This is a genomic window from Flavobacterium sp. (genome assembly GCF_035456085.1).
In the GTDB taxonomy this organism is placed as follows: Bacteria; Bacteroidota; Bacteroidia; order Flavobacteriales; family Flavobacteriaceae; genus Flavobacterium.
Genome location: NZ_DATIDY010000058.1, coordinates 1 through 19765, shown reverse-complemented (window position 1 = coordinate 19765; position 19765 = coordinate 1). Strand labels below are relative to the sequence as shown.

20 protein-coding genes are annotated in these 19765 nt (G+C 32.8%); 10 read left to right on the top strand and 10 right to left on the bottom strand.

What is annotated here, in order from left to right:
- The 4 genes from VLC96_RS04780 to VLC96_RS04770 form a co-directional block, all read right to left on the bottom strand.
- Positions 1–614 (bottom strand): ISAon1 family transposase (locus VLC96_RS04780; protein WP_422653664.1); only part of this gene is annotated, 614 nt, incomplete at its 3' end.
- Positions 614–778, bottom strand: coding sequence for a hypothetical protein (locus VLC96_RS19125; RefSeq protein ID WP_422653663.1), 165 nt, complete (start codon positions 776–778; stop codon positions 614–616). The genes VLC96_RS19125 and VLC96_RS04780, both read right to left, overlap by 1 nt.
- A gap of 154 nt (positions 779–932) precedes the next feature.
- Positions 933–1289 (bottom strand): ISAon1 family transposase N-terminal region protein, encoded by a 357-nt coding sequence (locus VLC96_RS04775; protein WP_325260959.1) that lies wholly within the window; start codon positions 1287–1289, stop codon positions 933–935.
- 82 nt (positions 1290–1371) lie between these two features.
- Positions 1372–4818 carry a T9SS type B sorting domain-containing protein gene (locus VLC96_RS04770; protein ID WP_325260958.1) on the bottom strand — a complete coding sequence of 1149 codons (3447 nt, stop codon included), beginning with the start codon at positions 4816–4818 and terminating at the stop codon, positions 1372–1374.
- A 1198-nt stretch (positions 4819–6016) separates the two neighbouring features.
- Between VLC96_RS04770 and VLC96_RS04765 the strand changes: the two genes are divergently transcribed.
- On the top strand, positions 6017–6313 hold the full coding sequence (locus VLC96_RS04765) for a hypothetical protein (protein WP_325260957.1): 297 nt from the start codon (positions 6017–6019) through the stop codon (positions 6311–6313).
- Between the two features lie 113 nt (positions 6314–6426).
- Here the strand turns inward: VLC96_RS04765 and VLC96_RS04760 are convergent, their stop codons facing one another.
- On the bottom strand, positions 6427–6876 hold the full coding sequence (locus VLC96_RS04760; RefSeq protein WP_325260956.1) for a c-type cytochrome: 450 nt from the start codon (positions 6874–6876) through the stop codon (positions 6427–6429).
- A gap of 63 nt (positions 6877–6939) precedes the next feature.
- Positions 6940–8052 carry a PQQ-dependent sugar dehydrogenase gene (locus VLC96_RS04755; protein WP_325260955.1) on the bottom strand — a complete coding sequence of 371 codons (1113 nt, stop codon included), beginning with the start codon at positions 8050–8052 and terminating at the stop codon, positions 6940–6942.
- A gap of 192 nt (positions 8053–8244) precedes the next feature.
- Between VLC96_RS04755 and VLC96_RS04750 the strand changes: the two genes are divergently transcribed.
- The gene (locus tag VLC96_RS04750; RefSeq protein ID WP_325260954.1) at positions 8245–8937 is read left to right on the top strand and encodes a carboxylesterase family protein; all 693 of its coding nucleotides are present in this window, start codon (positions 8245–8247) and stop codon (positions 8935–8937) included.
- A 29-nt stretch (positions 8938–8966) separates the two neighbouring features.
- Here the strand turns inward: VLC96_RS04750 and hisS are convergent, their stop codons facing one another.
- Positions 8967–10337 (bottom strand): histidine--tRNA ligase, encoded by a 1371-nt coding sequence (gene hisS, locus VLC96_RS04745; protein ID WP_325260953.1) that lies wholly within the window; start codon positions 10335–10337, stop codon positions 8967–8969.
- Between the two features lie 638 nt (positions 10338–10975).
- On the opposite strand from hisS, the gene VLC96_RS04740 reads away from it, so the two are divergent.
- Together VLC96_RS04740 and VLC96_RS04735 are read left to right on the top strand one after the other, a co-directional pair.
- A complete protein-coding gene (locus VLC96_RS04740) occupies positions 10976–12220 on the top strand; it encodes an ABC transporter permease (protein WP_325260952.1) in 1245 nt (414 codons plus the stop codon).
- Positions 12221–12339: 119 nt separating this feature from the next.
- Positions 12340–12699: a four helix bundle protein gene (locus tag VLC96_RS04735; protein ID WP_325260951.1), complete on the top strand. Its 360-nt coding sequence runs from the start codon at positions 12340–12342 to the stop codon at positions 12697–12699.
- A 130-nt stretch (positions 12700–12829) separates the two neighbouring features.
- Here VLC96_RS04735 and prmC read toward each other — a convergent pair whose 3' ends face one another.
- Together prmC and VLC96_RS04725 are read right to left on the bottom strand one after the other, a co-directional pair.
- Positions 12830–13687 (bottom strand): peptide chain release factor N(5)-glutamine methyltransferase, encoded by an 858-nt coding sequence (gene prmC, locus VLC96_RS04730; protein ID WP_325260950.1) that lies wholly within the window; start codon positions 13685–13687, stop codon positions 12830–12832.
- A 6-nt stretch (positions 13688–13693) separates the two neighbouring features.
- Positions 13694–14176 carry a GNAT family N-acetyltransferase gene (locus tag VLC96_RS04725; RefSeq protein WP_325260949.1) on the bottom strand — a complete coding sequence of 161 codons (483 nt, stop codon included), beginning with the start codon at positions 14174–14176 and terminating at the stop codon, positions 13694–13696.
- Positions 14177–14272: 96 nt separating this feature from the next.
- Here VLC96_RS04725 and ribD point away from each other — a divergent pair, with 96 nt between their 5' ends.
- From ribD to VLC96_RS04710, 3 genes are all read left to right on the top strand, one after another.
- Positions 14273–15316: a bifunctional diaminohydroxyphosphoribosylaminopyrimidine deaminase/5-amino-6-(5-phosphoribosylamino)uracil reductase RibD gene (ribD, locus tag VLC96_RS04720; RefSeq protein ID WP_325260948.1), complete on the top strand. Its 1044-nt coding sequence runs from the start codon at positions 14273–14275 to the stop codon at positions 15314–15316.
- Positions 15309–15911 carry an HAD family hydrolase gene (locus tag VLC96_RS04715; RefSeq protein WP_325260947.1) on the top strand — a complete coding sequence of 201 codons (603 nt, stop codon included), beginning with the start codon at positions 15309–15311 and terminating at the stop codon, positions 15909–15911. Before ribD ends, VLC96_RS04715 begins: the two co-directional genes overlap by 8 nt.
- Before the next feature lie 62 nt (positions 15912–15973).
- Positions 15974–16603 (top strand): IMPACT family protein, encoded by a 630-nt coding sequence (locus VLC96_RS04710; protein WP_325260946.1) that lies wholly within the window; start codon positions 15974–15976, stop codon positions 16601–16603.
- A 30-nt stretch (positions 16604–16633) separates the two neighbouring features.
- Here VLC96_RS04710 and VLC96_RS04705 read toward each other — a convergent pair whose 3' ends face one another.
- Entirely contained in the window at positions 16634–17038 is a 405-nt protein-coding gene (locus VLC96_RS04705; protein WP_325260945.1) for an acyl-CoA thioesterase, read from the bottom strand.
- A gap of 184 nt (positions 17039–17222) precedes the next feature.
- Here VLC96_RS04705 and dnaA point away from each other — a divergent pair, with 184 nt between their 5' ends.
- From dnaA to VLC96_RS04690, 3 genes are all read left to right on the top strand, one after another.
- The gene (gene dnaA, locus VLC96_RS04700; protein ID WP_325260944.1) at positions 17223–18650 is read left to right on the top strand and encodes a chromosomal replication initiator protein DnaA; all 1428 of its coding nucleotides are present in this window, start codon (positions 17223–17225) and stop codon (positions 18648–18650) included.
- Positions 18651–18654: 4 nt separating this feature from the next.
- On the top strand, positions 18655–19125 hold the full coding sequence (locus VLC96_RS04695) for a low molecular weight protein-tyrosine-phosphatase (protein ID WP_325260943.1): 471 nt from the start codon (positions 18655–18657) through the stop codon (positions 19123–19125).
- Between the two features lie 108 nt (positions 19126–19233).
- Positions 19234–19765 (top strand): SAM-dependent methyltransferase (locus tag VLC96_RS04690; protein ID WP_325260942.1); only part of this gene is annotated, 532 nt, incomplete at its 3' end.

The window sequence follows — 19765 nt, the reverse complement described above, 5'->3', positions numbered from 1 at the left end:
ACATTTCGTACGCCTCTGAACTTTGATCTAAATGCTTTTATTTTTGCATTGAAAGATTCCGCAGAAGCATTAGTACTTCTGTTATCAAAGTAGTTCAAGATGGTTTGATAATGGTTTATAATAGTTCTAGAGATTGTATTGAAGGATTTAAATCCTGATTGATGTACTTTTTCATGCCATTTAGCCAATTTTGTAAAACCAATAACCTTATCGGTTGTATTCTCAAAAATACCTCGAAGTTCTTGTGTAAGATTGTATCCTTTGTGGATATCAGGATACAACTCAAATAATAACGCAGCACGCTCTATTTGGTTTTGAGTCCATTTCGATTTGTTTTTATACAAGAAGTATCGGCTTCTGGCAAGTAATTGTCTAAGTGTATCTCCGTTAGAAAGTGTTTTAAATTCGAATCTTGCATTGGACTTTTTAGCTTTTTCCATAGCTTCATTCTCTAGATCTATTGCTTCCCAACGATGTGTGATTCTAATTTCTTGTAATGCTTCTGTAGCTAACTTTTGAACATGAAAACGGTCTGTGACACGGGTTGCGTTTGGAAAACATTTCTTGGCAATAAGTCCCATATTTCCTGCCATATCCAAAGTGATCTCCCCCACTAGATTCGTTGTTTAAGATGGATTTTTTCAATAACTGAAATAACTGTTTCTGCCTTAGTTCCTGCAACCATAGCCACAATAGTTCCTTTTCGACCTTTGCCTGTTTTATTGGTTAAGATAGTGTAGAGTTCGCCATTAGAAAGAGAGGTTTCGTCTATTGACAAACGTTTTCCAATGTTTTTTGGAAAAAGAAGCCATTTCTTAGCATGTGGTTTTTGATCCCAAGTTTTAAAATCGCTTAAAAAATCCTTGTATTGATATTGTAAATTTCTACCAGATACTCCATAGAAAGAGGCAACGGCATTACAATCATTTGGACTAGAATCTATTGATTTCTTTTAAAAAAGACGCAAACTCTTGTGTTATACGAGTTCCGTCTGCTACTAAATTCCAATCTCTAAAAACTACTTTTCCCGTATTTTCGTTAAGCCATCTTCTGCGGGTAATATGAAGATACACTTGGTGCCCACGGATAGGAAAATCCTGAACGGTTATCTCTTCAAAAAATCCTTTTGAACTTAATTTAAATTCTCGATATTCTTTAGGAATCGAATTGATCTCCTTTAAATACAAATGAAGGATTTCATCTCCTTTTTTATAAGAAGTAAGCTCAAAGTAGTCTACTATGATTTCTGGCAATAACAACTTGAGAATATCGATAAAGGAATCTTGCATTTGTGTATAATTTTAAAATACAAAAATCGATTTTTTAATATTTCCCCACAACAATATATTTTGATCCGAATTATGAAGATAACTACCTTATTAATGAAAAATGTGATTTATAGGTTTTGGGTATATTTAATAAACTATAATGTATTACAAACCAGTAATCAGATGAGGGCATTAATACTCCATTGTAGGTGCCATCCCATAAATCCGCATTTTTCAAATTTAAAAATTTAATTAGTTTGCCATAACGATCAAAAATTTCAATAAAAGCATTAGGATCATAAAGCAGTTCCGGAATGGTCCAAAAGTCATTGAAAGTATCGTTATTCGGAGTAAAAAACTTAGGATAATTTATAACTGTGATATCATTTCTTGTAAAAGGATTTGAACAACCATTAGAGTCAATAACCGTTACGGAATGAAGTCCGTGTGTTATATTTTCAAAAACAGGACTAGATTGAGGAGTTTCTGAATCCAATTGATAGAGATAGTCTCCAGATATTGGAGTAGTAATTGTTAAAAATTGATAGTCTGAAAATACTTCATTGACAGACCAATCAAATGAAATATTGATTGGAGAATTAATTGTTACAGTTATATTTTTTTGTGTTGCACATTCATTGATGTTTGGTGTAAATGTATATGTGCCACTTAAAGTATTGCTTATTGTTGAAGGTTGCCAGCTTCCCGTTATTCCATTTGGGGAAGTTGTATTTAGTAATGGAATATTATCTCCATAGCAGTATTTCAAATCATTAAAATCAGGAACCAAAGCTATACCTGACACATTAACTACAATACTTATTCTTGGGCTTTCGCACAATCCTAAAGTTTGACTGCAATAGTACGTAGTTGAACCCAATATAGAGGTATCAGGAATGGTTGCGTTTTGTGAAGATATTCCTCCAGTAGCATTTTTGCCATACCAATTTATAGTTGCATCTGGGAGAGCAATAGCTGATAATGCTGTGCTAATACTGTTCTTACAAATGGTAGTATTATTTAATAATGGAACAGGTGGCGCTATTCTTGCAACATTTATTTCTATTTGTTTTATTGTGGAAATGCACCCCGTTATAATGTCTTTTGTAGTTATGAAGTAAGTTGATGAAGTTAAATTTTGAAAATTTATATCGGACTGATAATTGTTTCTATCAATGCTATATTCAAAATTAAGACCCAAAGGGGTAGTTATTTCTATAGAACCAGTTGCTGTAAAACAGCTTGGTTGTATTGTTATGACCGAAGGTTGTTCAGGTGCAATTGGAGCTGTGACATCTAAAGAAAAATCGTTAGTACAACCCGTCGCTAAATCTGTTACAGTGGCAATATAGATCCCACTAGAAGGCGTAACAGCTGGATTCGGACTATTGACTGCTAAATTTGGACCATTCCAGACAATAGAGGTGTTTGAGGTAGTGGAGCTTGCTGTTAGATTAGCTAAACAGTTTTGATAAGTATATAAAGCTGATATATTGGGAAGTTTAAGGCCAGGTTGATTTAGAGATAAATCTCCGCTGATTCCTTCACATCCTGTAATTATATTTTTGGATGTTACTTTATAATTTCCAAAAGGGAGATTATTAAAAATAGGATTGGATTGAAAAGTACGTCCGTCAATACTGTATTGATACTGTGAACCCAAAGGTTCACTTACTGTTATTATTCCCACAGGATTAGTGCATGAGAGTTGCTGAGTTATAGTTGCCAGTGGTATTGAGCATGGCGTATAAGAATTTGCTTTATAATTTGCCGAAGCAAAGCAACTTGTTCCAACAGGTTTCACTTCAATTTTTACAAGATCACCAGCATTAAGGCCATTTACGGTAAATGAGTTTGTTGTAATAGAGCCTGCATTTATTTCTGTTCCATTATTCACAGTGTAGCTAATATTGTATGAGTTGGCATTTGGTAACGCGTCCCAATTAAAAGTTATTTCATTTTTATTAGTTGTTAAGTTATGGCTTATAACCGCTTTTTTTGCTGGGTCGACCGTAACAGTTACACTTTTCGAAGAACAAGAAGTTGCAGCCGTAAGTGAAATATCGTCTATTGCAAAGTCATTTCCAAAAAATGCAGTATTAGAATCTAATAATTGAATGTTGATGCCATCGTAAATCCAGCCTGAAAAAAAATTAACAGAATATTTTACCCAATCTCCACAAGCATTTGAATTCGGGGCTAAATAAGGGTATACGTTTTGTATAGAGCCGTTTATTGAAACATGTATAGTTCCAGGCGAAATTGAGGAAAGAGATTTAATCCAAAAACTAAATACATAATCTGTTGTGCCAAGTACTGATATATTTTGGCTCCAAAAAGAGTTCCCAACACCAGCACTAGGATGATCATTTCCATTTACCACTAACATATTTCCAGTTCCCGTAGTGTGATCTCCACAGCTTGAAAAACCGGTTCCCCATGCAGCGCCATCAGTTACTACTCCATAGGCATTTGCTACATTTTCAAAGTTGGTTGTATGATATATGTGATATGTACCAAATCCTGTATTTCCCATCGAAAAATCACTATTGTAAATAAGATTTCCACTACCTATGTTTCCATATGAGTTTGCGGTGTAAGTTGTAGTAGTCGATGGATTAACCGTTATTGAAGAACCTGTGTGGCTTGACATGTTAGAGTCGTTTGGCTTTGATGACCAATAATATTCAGTATTGCTACCACTAACAGATAAAGTTGTATTCTCTCCTGAACATATCGTTACATCAGGACTCATTGTGAGTTGAATACCGCTTGGTTGAGGAATTACTACATTTGTTGAAACAATATTATCGTCGAGAGCAACAGCGGACAATACATAATTTCCAGGCAATAAATTATTAAAAGGACCACCATAGTTTGAATATGAATCCCCAATAAGATAAAAGTTTTTAATAGTACCTCCGTTATTATATGGGGATAGAGTAGTATCACAATTGCCATTAGATATAGAATAGGTTAATGATAATGAAGTTGGGTATTCCAATAATGAAAAATCATCAACTGCAAAATCATTTCCGACAGAACTCGTGTTACTATCCCAAAGATTAATATTGACGCAATCCCCAGTTGCTTTAAAAGTATAAGTTACTTTTTGCCATCCCACACTTGGTAGTGGTGCCACAGTAGTAGAAGCTCCAACTAAAGTAATGTCTGAGGCATTTGAAAAATCTATTTTAATATCAGCTTGGTTTGATTGATCAGTAACTAATGTTGAAACAGATTTTATCCAATAACTAAATCTATACACGTTTCCAATTATTAGTCCACAAAATCCTTGACCATTAAAGCCTCCTCTCCAAAAATATTTCCCACTTCCAACTGTGCTTCCATCTACTACTAGCATATCCATATTGTGACCAGAATGATCATTACTAGAAATGTAGGAACTGTTAAAATATTTTGGATCACTACAGATGGCACTTTGTCCAGGAAAACTTATACCTGAAAAAAAAGGAGTCAGTCTTGTATAGCCACCTTGATCACATTCATAATTATCATAATTCTCATGATGAAAAAAAAACCCATTCATTATAATTTCATTTTGGGCATTTATGCTGTTCAAGAAAAGAGTAGTCATAAAAACGTAATAACAAAATAGATGTTTTTTTTGGGGTAGAGCTATTTTCAAATTTAGTAGGTTATAGATAAAATTGTCTTTATAGATTTTGCTGAAATCCATAAAATTGGGATAATTTAGAATTATTTTTTTATGATTGCTAAAATATATATTTTTTAGTTACGAAGAAAATTCTATTAGTGTTTAAATTGAAAGAAAATTCAGGAAATTACAATTGAACTGAATTAGTTTCTTGTTTCTTAATTAGGTTCTTCAAATTTCATGTAAAAGATAAATAGACAGGCTCGTAATAATCTTCTTTTACTAGTGATTTCTTGGTTCATAAGAATTTGGATAATGAATATCCATTTAGGTTTCGTCTAAAATCATTAATCTTCAAATAAAGGTTCGAATTCTCTACCGTCAATTTTACTATAAATATGATTATCTACTAATTAAAACTTACACATCCCCTATTAGTCGATATTCAATTTAAGCGAATTTTAAGTATCAACAAACCCATTACAAATTTAAGTAGCGGGTTTTGTCGTTTTAATCAAGTTTTTTTATTCACAAATAACTTTATTGAAGTAATTATAGGTTATAACTAAAGAATCAAGTAAATCATCCATCCCCTTTTTACAAAATATTGCTCCTTATTATAATTTTAATCTTTCTTCACTTTACAATAAGTAGTTACCAAATTTAAATTTCACTTATAAATAATATTCAGATAAAATTTATTATTCCTGAAAGAAAAAACCTGTATTTGAAATCCAATAAAATAATATTCAAAAAGCAATAATCTTCAAATCAATTATTCGTCTTAATTTTTTTCATTCATCCAATAATCCTACTTTATGATTTTAATAAAAATTGTAAGTAAAAATTAGTTAAAATAAATAAAATTGTGTTTTTAATCTATTTAATGACAAATTTTAACGGTTATTTATAATCGAAATCAAATAATATGTTATATGTTTGTACTACAAAGTTTTATACTTTCATTAGCTGGTTATTTAGCCTAAAAAAAGATTACCCTTATATTTTTTTATCCTAAAAGACATCTAAAAACTAATGGATTTTGCTTTCTCAATTTTAAGAAGGCAGAGTATCATTTGCGGTTAAAACGGAAAATTAAATAAACAAAAACAAGTAAATCAACAAAACAATGAGAACAACAGGGTTTGTAATGTTTTTAATTGGTGCTTTTTCAACACTTAATGAAGCTATTGGTGTAATTACAAATGGGTTACCAATTTATGTAGGTGTAGCATTTATTATTTTAGGTGCTCTTTTAATGGTTTGTGCTGACAAAAAGAAGGCAGAAACCGCGAGGAAAAAAGAATTGGATAAATTATATCCAATGAATACTGAGTCAGCAAATCTGACGCATACGCCTATTGAAAATACTGTATCTCAAAATCTAAGTCATACATCTCTTAGACTTCATTCTCAATTGAATTAATAATTATATCTTTCAAAATAAATTTAAAAAAAATGACAAGATCATGAATCTTGTCATTTTTTTTATTTTATAAAATCGGCAAATAAGTTTTTACCGTTTTTTTAAAGATTAAATTACTTTTTAACCTTCGCTACTTCATCTACAGTAACCATCTTGTTTTGTTTATTGCTCCAGGAATTCTGAACATAATTCAGCACATCGGCAACTTCTTCATCGCTTAAACCTGGTGGAGGCATTGCGCCATTGTATTTTTTAGAATTAACCAATATCTCTCCCATTTGGCCATATTTTATAGCATGAATACTTTCGGTTCTTTTCTTTGTAAGCCAATCAGAACCATCCAGAGGCGGAACCGTACTTCCATTACCTTTTCCTGTCGCTAAATGACATTGGACACAAAATTCGACATACAACTCCTTACCATTTGCTATACTTTTTTGCAAAGATGTTTGTTGTTCTGCAATAGAAACATAATTTCTATTTGTAGTGAATGCAGTGATATTTGAAAAATATAATCCGCCCAAAACCAAAAGTATGATACTACTCTTTTTTTTTGAAATCATTATTACATATATTTAATTGTTTAATCAAAGAAACGCAAAATTTACTCAAAAGGCAATTACACCTTATTGATTAGGTATAATTTTCAAAATTCCTTTTCCTTCAACTCCAATATAAATGTAACCATCAGGACCTTGAGCAACGTTTCGTAATCTCCCTATATCAGTTGCGATTTTTTGTCTGCTGATGACTTTATTATCTTTAAATTTCAGCAATTCTAAATATTGGAATTTTAAAGATCCAACAAGCAATCCATTTTTCCAATCCGGATATTTATCACCCGTTACAAAAGTCATTCCGCAAGGAGCAATAGAAGGAAGCCAATAATAAATTGGATCCTCGATTCCTGGTTTCTGTTTATCTTTGCTTATAATAGTGTTGTCATAATCAATACCATATGTCACTACAGGCCAACCGTAATTTGCGCCTTTTTTGATAATATTAATTTCATCACCACCTTGTGGACCATGTTCATGTTCCCAAATTTCGCCTGTAATTGGATTTTTCACCAAACCTTGAGGATTACGATGACCATAAGAATAAATCGCTTCTTTCACATTAGCCTTGCCCACAAATGGATTGTCTTTAGGAATACTGCCATCATCATTCAGACGATAAATTTTTCCATTATCACGAGTAATATCTTGTGGATTTACAAAATGCTCACCTCTTTCGCCGGCAGAAAAGTACAAATAACCTTCATTGTCAAAAACAATTCTTGAACCAAAATGATGACTTTTGGTAGTATTGGGTTCACATTTATATAAAGTTTCTATTTGTACTAAACTCTCGTTTTCAAGTTTGGCGCGAATAAGTTTCGTATTACTACCTTCACCTTCCTTGGTAGAATAGGTAATATAAATCCAGCCATTTTTTGCATAATTAGGATGCAATACAATATCGAGTAAACCTCCTTGTCCTCGGTTATAAACCGCAGGAACATTTTTGACTTCAGTTTTTACTTTGTTTTTAATATGAAATATAATTCCACTTTTCTCGGTTACCAACATCGATCCATCAGCCAGGAAAGCCATTCCCCAAGGAATATTTATGCCGTCTGCAATAGTCTCTAAAGTATAGCTTTTTACCTCATCCTGAAGAGGAATATCATTGGGTTTTACCTGTTGTCCTTGACAGCTGATGATAAAGGCGCAAAATAGGAGTGTGATTCTATTCATCTTTTTTTTCTTAAAAATAATAAAAAAATAATTACCCATTTTAAAATCAAATAGTTAAAAGCACTTCTCGTTAATACTCAAAAAGGAACAGCCAAATACCAATCTATTTTTCGTGTTAAAATCTAAAAATTATTAAAAACGTTAATTATAAAAACTAAATTTGTAGCCCCAACTCGAAATAATTTTAAAATAATGCGCCCCCAAATTTTATTTTCCTTACTTCTTATTTGTTTTATCACAACCGCTCAAGCCCAATTAAAATCCATAATCGACAAAACTGATTATCCTTTTTGGATCAATTTGCCTAATCAGGACGTATTAGATAAAAAGGCGCCGGTTATTTTATTTCTGCATGGAAAAAGCCTGTCTGGAACTAATTTGAACAAAGTAAAACGTTACGGAGTAATTCGGGCGATCGAAAGTGGAAAAGAGATTCCAGCGATTGTCATAGCTCCGCAAGTAGCTCATGGCGCCTGGAATCCAGATAAACTTTTGCAACTTTTAGAATACGTTCAAAATAATTACAACACCGACTTATCAAGAGTATATGTTTGCGGAATGAGTTTAGGTGGCTACGGAACTTTTGATTTTGCCGGTAAATATCCCGAAAAAATAACAGCTGCAGTAGCGATTTGTGGAGGAGGAAACACAAAAGATGCCTGTAACTTGGCAACAATTCCGTTGTGGGTTATTCATGGAAACAAAGATTATATAGTTCCTCTTTCGGAATCCAGAAAAATGGTCAAGGCTATTCAAACTTGTAATCCAGATGCTAATCTTACTTTTACCATTGTTAAAGGTGGGAATCATGGCAGCGTTGAAAGGTATTTCAGAGAAGACAAAATCTACAATTGGATGTTGAGTCAATTTAAATTAATTCCATAAAAAAAGGCTACTTTAGGTAGCCTTTTTCGTTATTTTAAAATTTCTTTGAGTTCGTTTAAACTTACTTTTTTCTGTTCGCCAGAAATTAAATTTTTCAAACTATATTGATTGTTATTCATTTCTTCGTCGCCTACAATGACCGCATAAGGAATAAATCGTTTATCGGCATGTTGAAACTGTTTTGCCACCTTAGCATTATCAGGATATAATTCAACTTTTATTCCACTTTCACGTAATTCTTTAATGGCTTTCATTGAATAAAAAGCTTCTTTTTCACCGTAGTTAATAAACAATGCTTTTGAAGTTGAAGTTACTGCTTCTGGGAACAAACCTAATTCTTCTATGACCAAATAAATTCTGTCAAGCCCAAAAGAGATTCCAACACCGCTAATGTTTTTCAATCCAAAAATACCAGTCAAATCATCATAACGACCTCCGCCGCCAATAGAACCCATTGCTACTGTTTTTGGTGCAGCCACTTCAAAAATTGCTCCTGTATAATAATTCAATCCTCTCGCCAATGTAACATCCAAATCTAAATTGGCTGTTGACAATCCCAAATTCAAGACATTATCACAAATAAAACGAAGCTCCTCTACTCCTTTCATTCCTTCTTCGGAAGCAGAAAGTAAAACAGAAAGTTTTTCAATTTTCTCTGAAATGGTTCCTGTGAAATTGAATAATGGCTGAACTTTGATAATCGCTTCTTCGGAAATTCCTTTTTCGATCATTTCTTTCTTTACGCCATCTTCGCCTATTTTGTCTAATTTATCTAAAGCAACTGTAAAGTCAATCAATTTATCGGATGCGCCAATAACTTCGGCAATTCCAGAAAGTATTTTTCGGTTATTGATTTTGATTGTTGCTCCTTGCAAACCTAAAGCTGTAAAAACCGAGTCATATAATTGAATCAATTCTACTTCTTGCCACAACGATTTGGAACCAACAACATCGGCATCACATTGAAAAAATTCTCTAAAACGCCCTTTTTGTGGACGATCTGCACGCCAAACTGGCTGAATTTGGTATCTTTTGAATGGAAATTCGATTTCGTTTTGATGTTGTACAACGTATCTAGCAAACGGAACGGTTAAATCATAACGAAGTGCTTTTTCAGAAATACTTGAAGTCAATCTCGTACTGTCTTTAGCATCTAAATATTCGGCATTGGCTTTTGCCAAATAATCTCCTGAATTTAATATTTTAAAAATCAATCGATCGCCTTCTTCTCCGTATTTTCCCATTAGCGTTTCGGAGTTTTCAAATGAAGGAGTTTCTATAGGTTGGAATCCAAATTTTTCGAAATTGCTTTTGATAATTTGAATAATGTATTGTCTTTTTGCCACCTCTGCTGGTGAAAAATCTCTAGTTCCTTTTGGAATACTGGGTTTTGATGCCATTGTTTTACTTTAGAATTTAGTTTCGGATTTCGACAAAATGGTGAAATCCTAAATAGAATGCAAATATCTTATTTTTAAAATTATTACTCCAATAAAAGGAAAGAAAATAGAATACAGAAAAAGAGCCAAGAAGTAAAAACAAAACTAATTATTTATTTTAGGAGCAGAAAGATTTGGTTTTCTTGGAAACATACAACCTGCTATCCGTTTCAATCTTGTTCCCCGAACCCCGGGCAACAAGGATTTACACTGCTATCAGGGCTGGCGGGAAACAAATTACTTCTTTGTTATCATTCACAAAAATCAAATCATTTTCTTTTAGCTAATCATAATAAGACATATAAGTATTCTGATCATCAAAATAAGGCTATTCTTTAAAGGTGTACCCATTCTTTGTCAATCCAAATTTATCCAAAATGCCTAGCCCAGATGTAGTGAAAATTTTGCAGGAAAAAATAATATTATTTTCTTGACCAAAAGAGCGACCAACGGAAGCTCCTTTTGGGCAATTGAAAATAAATTATTTTGACAAAAAATTGTAGCGAAAGCTGGAAATAGCTCCTTAAAACTATTTTGTTCATTTCCTAAATTCTCAAAAGACAGCTGTAACAAAAATTGTATTTTCGTGTCAAACAACCATGATGCTAAAATTATTTAAAGAAAATATCCGAATCGCTTTCGGTTCTATCCGAACTCAATTACTAAGAACTACGCTCACTGTGCTGATTATTGCCATTGGTATAACTGCACTAGTTGGGATTTTGACAGTTGTATCGGCACTGGAAAATACATTGTCATCTGATTTTGCTTCAATGGGTGCCAATACTTTTAATATTAATCAATACGAAAATACTTCTCGACGCCGTGGTGGCGGGGAACGTGAAGTTATAAACCCGATTATTTCGTACCCTGAAGCAGTAGCTTTTAAGAATAAATACAATTATCCAATGACCGAAACGTCGTTGTCTTTCACAGCTACATCAACTGCAGAAGTAAAATATGAAGCCACAAAAACAGATCCCGAGATAAGTGTTTTGGGTGTTGACGAACACTTTTTGGGCAATTCGGGACTGGAAATCGACTCGGGTAGAAATTTTACCAATTTCGATATTTCTAACAATGCTTATGTTTGTGTTTTAGGATCTGATTTTCAAAAAGGGATTTTAAAAGATATGAATCCGATTGGGAAAATAATCTCTATACGTGGAGCCAAATTTAAAGTGATTGGAATGCTAAAAGAAAAAGGATCAACCTTTGGAAACAGCCAAGATTTAAGGGTTTTGATTCCGATACAAGTGGCGCGTTCTTTATTTACAGCACCTAACATCAACTATTCGATAAGTGTTATGGTCGGAAAAAAAGAATTATTGAGCCCAGCAACCGACTACGCGATTAGCGCTATGCGCAGAATCCGAAAATTAAGTCCTGTAAAAGACAATAATTTTGGCGTGGTGCGAAGCGATGATTTGATTAACAAAATACTGAGCATCACGCAATATTTAGGTATCGCTTCTTGGCTTATTGGGATTATCACAATCTTAGGATCGTCTATCGCTTTGATGAATATTATGATTGTTTCGGTGACAGAACGTACTCGTGAAATTGGTGTTCGAAAAGCATTGGGTGCCAAGAAAACAACCATCGCTTTTCAGTTTTTTATTGAAACCTTACTAATTGGTCAAATTGGTGGTTTTGTTGGAATTGTTTTTGGAATTTTAATTGGTTTTGGAATTTCATCTGCAATGAACTTTGCTTTTGTAATTCCTTGGGGAGCTATTATGGCTGCTTTTATAACGAGTTTCATTGTTGCTATTGTTTCTGGATTATACCCATCTGTGAAATCGGCAAACTTGGATCCGATTGAGGCGTTGCGTTATGAGTAGGTTTCAAGTTGCAGACGGCAGAAGGCAGGTTGCAGAAAACAGTATTCAGAAGGTAGATTAAAATAGATTATTGATATAATAATAAAACTAATAACTTTCACTTAATAATTTAGGACACTATGAGATTTCAAGATTTATTAGCCTACAAGAAATCATTTGAATTAGCAATGTCCATCTATCATTTATCGAAAAAATTTCCAACGGAAGAAAAATATTCCCTAACAGATCAAATCAGACGTTCTTCAAGAAGTGTTTCTGTAAATATCGCTGAAGCAACTAGAAAGAGAAGATATGTAAATCACTTCATTTCCAAATTAACGGATAGTGATGCTGAAAACTCAGAAACTCAATCTTGGTTGGAATATTCTCTGGCTTGTGAATATATCGACCAAGAAAATTTTGATACTTTAACCTCAAAAAGCCTTGAAGTTGGTAAATTAATAAATTATATGATGTCTAATCCAGATAAATTCAATTAAAATCTGCCTCCTTTCTACTTTATTAAACTAATACAGCTGAAATCTATTATCTCAAATCTGCTTTCTGAAACCTGCTTTCTGCAATCTGTTATCTGAAATCTGTTATCTGAAATCTATTATCTGAAATCTATTATCTGAAATCTGCCTTCATTATTCTATCATTCCCATAAATATCTTTCCTCAATTCGACATTTTTAAAATTCATCCTTTCCAATAAATCAACCATTTCTTTACCTAAATATTGATTGATTTCAAAGTACAATTGCCCAGGACTAGTCAGATTCTTAAGAGCTAATTCGGCAATTTTTTTATAAAAAATTAATGCGTCATTATCTTCTACAAAAAGCGCTAAATGAGGTTCGTAATCCAAAACATTTTTTTTGATTTCCACTTTTTCCAGATTTCGAACGTACGGCGGATTTGAAACTATAATATCAAATTGCTGACCTAAATCTTCGGTTTCCAAAATACTTTGATGGATAAATGTGATATTTACATTGTTGAGCTCTGCATTTTTTTGGGCTGTTGCCAAAGCTTTTTCAGAAACATCGAGAGCAAAAACCTGAGCATTCGGAATATTCTTTGCTAATGAAATAGCGATACAACCGCTTCCTGTCCCAATATCTAAAATCTTGATTTTTTGACTCTCATCTTTTAATTTTTGATATTGAATAATCCAATCTACTAATTCTTCCGTTTCTGGTCTTGGAATCAAAACATTCTCATTGACCTCAAAATCCAATCCATAAAAACTCGTTTTTCCTAACAAATACTGAATTGGAACTTCTAATTTCAATTGTTCCAAAATCGAGTTCCAAACTAAAAGTTCTTCAGCTGTAAAAACCAAATCAGGTCGCAAAGCCAAATCTACTCTGCTTAATTGTTGTTTTTCTTTCAATATTAAATAGAAAAAACTCTCTGCTTCGTCTTTTCCATAAATTGAGCTAAGGATTTCTATAAATTGAGTTCTGTATTCTTTTATTTGCATTAGAAATTAAATTTTTAAATCTTTTAGCATCCAAACTGGACAACTTGTATGTCCTGTACTTCCCATTGGCGAACAAATATTTTCGAAACCTGATTTTTTATACAACTTTTGAGCAGCTAACATAAACGGCATTGTTTCCAAATAACATTTTTCGAAACCAAAATCACGTGCGCTTTGCAAACACATTTCCATCATTTGGCTACCAATTCCTAATCCTCGCGTTTCAGGCAGGAAATACATTTTTTGCAGTTCACAAAAAGTTTCGACTTCATTTGCCAAAGGCGCAATTCCTGCTCCTCCAACAATTCGCCCTTCACTTTCGACTACATAATAAACAGATCTAGGCTTATTATATTCCTCAAACATTAAATCGAGACAAGGATCTTCGTAGGCTGTACCAACTTTTGGAATATTCATTTCGTCAAAAACACTCCTTATTAATTCAGCAACCGCCTGATTATCCTCTTTTTGTATTTTTCTAATAATCATATCTTAATTTAAAACAACAAAAATAACCATTGTAAACTGGAAAAACATCCTAATTTTGAAACTAAATCCTAATTTCAAAATTACTATTTTTGTAAAGTGAAGATACATGAAAAATATATGAGCCGTTGCATTGCTCTGGCTAAAAACGGTCTTGGAACGACTTATCCCAACCCGATGGTTGGCAGCGTTATTGTTTATGAAGACAAAATCATAGGCGAAGGCTGGCATAAAAAAGCAGGCGAACCTCACGCCGAAGTCAATGCCGTAAACTCAGTTCAAGATAAATCATTGTTAACAAAAGCCACTATCTACGTTAGCCTTGAACCTTGTAGTCATTTTGGAAAAACTCCTCCTTGTTGTGATTTGATTATAAAGCATAAAATTCCAAATGTGGTAATCGGAATTGTTGACCCTTTTGCGAAAGTAGCAGGCAATGGAATCAAAAAATTGATCGAAGCCGGAGTTCATGTCACTATAGGAATTCTAGAAGACAAATGCAATGAACTCAACAAACGTTTTTTTACTTTTCATCAAAAGAAAAGACCATATATTATATTAAAATGGGCTCAAACTCAAGATGGTTTTATCGCTCCTCTTGAAAAAGCAGAAAAAAAACCAGTTTGGATTAGCAATACTTATTCCCGACAATTGACACACAAATGGCGGACTGAAGAACAAGCCATTTTGGTAGGAACCCAAACCGTTATTGATGATAATCCAAAACTAAACGTGAGAGATTGGCAAGGCAACAATCCAATCAGAATCGTATTAGATTCAAATAATCGTATTCCAAAAGAGAGCGCTATTTTTGACAATTCGGTAAAGACCATCGTCCTTAACAATTCCGAAAACTCTATTCTCCAAGAAAACACTACCTTTGAAAGAATAAATTTTAAACAAAATATTGTCGAACAAATTGTTGAATCGTTATACAATCACAACATCCAATCGGTTATCATAGAAGGAGGACTTCGAACTTTACAGACTTTTATTGATGCGGGTATTTGGGACGAAGCTCGAATTTTTACAGGAAATACATTTTTTGGAGAAGGAATTAAAGCCCCTATATTACCAAAAAAGAATTTCGAAAAACGATTAATTGAAAAGGACGAACTCACAATACTAAGAAACCATGATTAATGCTATTATTTTTGATTTTGGAGATGTGTTTATCAATTTAGATAAACAGGCAACTCATGATGGTTTGAAAAATCTTGGTATTCCCGAATGGAATGAAGATTTAGATCAATTGAACTTACAGTACGAAGTTGGAGCCATTACCAAAGAGGACTTTTTATCTGGAATTCAAAAACACACAAATAATGCTTCGATCGAAGACGTTTCAAAAGCCTGGAATGCTATCTTATTAGACTTTCCATTGTATCGATTGGAATTTCTTCAAATGCTTTCGCGAAAATATCGCTTATTTTTATTGAGCAATACTGATGCTATCCATATTGACACTTTTGAACAAAAATCGGGAGCTTCATTTTACAGTGATTTCTACCAATGTTTTGAAAAAGTATATTTCTCATTTGAAATTGGCTTGAGAAAACCCAATCCAGAAGCTTACAACTACATACTTGAACAGAACGGATTACAGGCAAAACAAACTTTATTTATAGACGACAAAAAAGAAAACACAGATGCCGCTGCAGCACTTGGATTTCAAGTTTGGAATTTACAAGTTGGCGAAGAAGATGTTATTCATTTGTTTGATAAAGGAATAATTTGAAAATTAGAAAATGAGGCAATTAAATAATTTTTGATATTGACTTTTGCTATTGCCATTGATTTTTGAAAATGAAAGACACCTATAATACTATTGCATTTCCTTCTGAAGAAACTTTATTTAAAGAAAAAAGCAGCAAATTCTTCGGTTATGCATTTCCAATAGAAACAGAAGAGGAAGTAAAACCCATAATTGAAGCCTTAAAGAAGAAACACCCACACGCTGTTCACTATTGTTATGCTTATCAAATAGGAACTGAAACTATTCAATATAGAGCTAATGATGATGGCGAACCAAGCAATACAGCTGGAACTCCAATTTATGGTCAAATTCAATCTTTTGGACTTACCAATATATTAATAGTAGTAGTTCGAATTTATGGCGGAATAAAATTAGGGGTTGGAGGATTAATCACAGCTTACAAAACTTCGGCACAAATCACTTTGGAATCTTGTGAAATTATCGAAAAAACAATTGATGTTTCGTTCAGGATTTCATTTGATTATAAAAACATGAATAAAGTCATGCGAGTAATAAAAGAAAAAAAATTGGAAATTGTAAATCAGGAAATGGAAATAAATGAAGACACAAATTTACCAATAGGTAAATTTGTAATAAAAACCAGAAAAAAAAATGCCGAAATGGTATTCGACACTTTTCATTCATTGTTTGAAATTGACATAATTAAATTATAAATTCTCATCAAAAAGAGCTCAATTTGATAATTATTCAAAAGTTTTTAGTAGTTCTAAAATGTAATCTGGAGGAGCAGTAGGTTTACCTGTTTTTAGAGACACAAAAACTAGTAAAAATTGAGCCGTTGTTAATAACTCATTAGCTTCGTTATAGATTGCACAATCAAATTCGATCTTCACAGACGTCTGACTTTTGAAAACAGTATGCACCGTCAACAAGTCATCATAAACTGCTGATTTTTTGTAATTGATATTCATATTTACTATCGGAAGTCCAATGCCACTTTCTTCCATCGTTTTATATGAAATCCCTTTGTTTCTAAGCCATTCGACTCTTCCTATCTCAAAATAAGGAATATAATTTCCATGATAAACGACTCCCATTTGGTCAGTTTCTGAGTAGCGCACACGGACTTGAACTTGATGATCTTTCATTAATTTTGGATTAAAAATTTAAATTTAAAAAAGCTTCTTACAACAATTTTTTCAAAAATTATAACTGAAAATATTTTTTTTTACAGATAATTGTTCACATATTTGTTATCCCGAAAAAAGAATTAATTACTCATTCTTTTTGTAAGAAAATAGACATCCAAAATAAATAATTTTAACTAAATATATGAACAAGACTGCACAATCAGTATGGGAAAACTGTTTGTCCTTCATAAAGGACAACATACAAGACCAAGCGTATAAAACTTGGTTTGAACCAATCAAATCAGTTGAACTTACCGATAATGCATTATATATTCAAGTACCTAGTAAATTTTTCTACGAATGGCTAGAAGAACACTATGTAAAATTATTAAAAGTAGCCTTGACCAAAGAACTTGGAAAAAACGCAAAGTTACTTTATAAAATTAAAATGGAAAACACTTATGGCAATAAACAACCGTTTACAGAACAGTTGCCAAGTGCTAATAGAGGTCCAGTAAAACCTCAAGAAGTTGATGCTCCATTCAAAAATTTAAATCCTGAGTTAAAAAACCCTTTTGTAATTCCAGGTATTCGAAACTTAAAAATCGAATCTCAATTAAATGCAAACTATAGTTTCGATAATTTCTTAGAAGGAGATTCTAATAGATTAGCACGTTCTGCAGGTATGGCTGTTGCCAATAAACCAGGCGGAACTTCATTTAACCCATTATTGATTTTTGGTGGTGTTGGATTGGGGAAAACTCACTTAGCACACGCTATTGGAGTTGAAATTAAAGACAAATTCCCTGAAAAAACCGTTTTATATATTTCTGCCGAAATATTCACTCAACAATATATTGATTCGGTAAAGAAAAACAACAGAAATGATTTCATTCATTTTTACCAATTAATTGATGTTTTAATTATTGATGATGTTCAATTCCTTTCAGGAAAATCAGGAACACAGGATGTATTCTTCCATATTTTCAATTATTTACATCAAAATGGAAAACAGGTAATCCTAACATCTGACAAGGCTCCTGTCGACATGCAGGATATTGAACAACGTTTATTATCCCGCTTCAAATGGGGATTATCTGCAGAGCTTCATCAACCGGATTACGAAACAAGAATTTCTATCTTAAAAAATATTCTATATCGTGACGGTGTTGATATGCCAGACGAAATTATTGAATATGTAGCGAGAAATATCAAATCAAATGTTCGTGAACTTGAAGGCGCTATTATTTCATTGATCGCACAATCTTCTTTCAACAAAAAAGAAGTGACAATTGAATTAGCCAAAAGCGTTGTAGAAAAATTTGTAAAAAATGTAAAAAGAGAAATATCGATCGACTACATTCAAAAAATTGTTTCCGATTATTTCCAATTAGATTTAGAGACTTTACAATCAAAAACCAGAAAAAGGCATGTGGTGCAAGCCAGACAATTAGCGATGTTTTTTGCAAAAAAATTCACTAAAGCTTCATTAGCCAATATCGGTTCTCAAATTGGAGATCGGGATCACGCAACAGTACTACATGCTTGTAAAACAGTTGATAATTTAGTTGCTACCGACAAACAATTCAAAAAGTATGTCGAAGATATCAATTCAAAATTAACGCTATAAAGCAATGCCTGTTAAGATTTTAATGGTTTGTTTAGGTAATATCTGCCGATCTCCCTTGGCAGAAGGCATTTTAGCCTCAAAACTTCCTAAAGAAAAGTTTTTTGTAGATTCAGCAGGAACAGGGTCATGGCATATTGGTCATTCTCCAGATAAACGTTCCATTGCAACCGCTCAAAAAAATGGCTTAAATATTACTAATCAAAAAGGAAGACAATTCTCAAGAACCGATTTTGATACTTTTGATTACATTTTCGTAATGGACAATAGCAATTATAGAGATGTAATTCATTTGGCACAAAACGAAACCCACAAAAACAAAGTACAACTCATTTTAAACTCTATTTTCCCAGACGAAAATGTTGATGTACCAGATCCTTATTATGGTGCTACAAACGGATTTGATTCGGTTTATCAAATGCTTGACGAAGCTTGTGAAATAATAGCAAAAAAACTGATTTCAGATCATTCTGAGTAAAACCAGTCACACTTTTTATACCTTTGCCTTTATTATTTTACAGAATCCAAAATTTATATTTCGAAAAATAAAAAATATAAATACTCAAAATTATTCAAAGGCAAACTTATGAAACCTACACCTCTTTTTGGAAAACTATATTTAATTCCAACTACCATGGGCGAATGTGACCCAATGGATGTTTTACCACAAACCATAAAAAGAAGTGTCGATTTAATAGATCATTATATCGTTGAAAATGACAAAACTGCCCGAAAATCCATCAAGCTAGTCAATCCTGAGAAAAAACAATCGGAATTAAAACTTTTTGTACTCAATAAACACACAGAACCGAAAGAGCACCAGGATTTTATCAAACCTCTTTTAGAAGGTAAAAATATGGGGCTCATGAGTGAAGCTGGCTGTCCAGGTGTAGCAGATCCGGGAGCAGTAATTGTTAAATTAGCTCATGAAAAAGGAATCCAAGTTGTCCCTTTAGTTGGTCCATCCTCTATTCTTTTAGCAATGATGGCTTCAGGAATGAATGGACAGAGTTTTACTTTTCATGGTTATTTGCCAATAGAAAAAGATGAAAAAAGAGCTAGTTTCAAAAATTTAGAAAGAATATCTTTCGAAAAAAATCAATCTCAGATTTTTATAG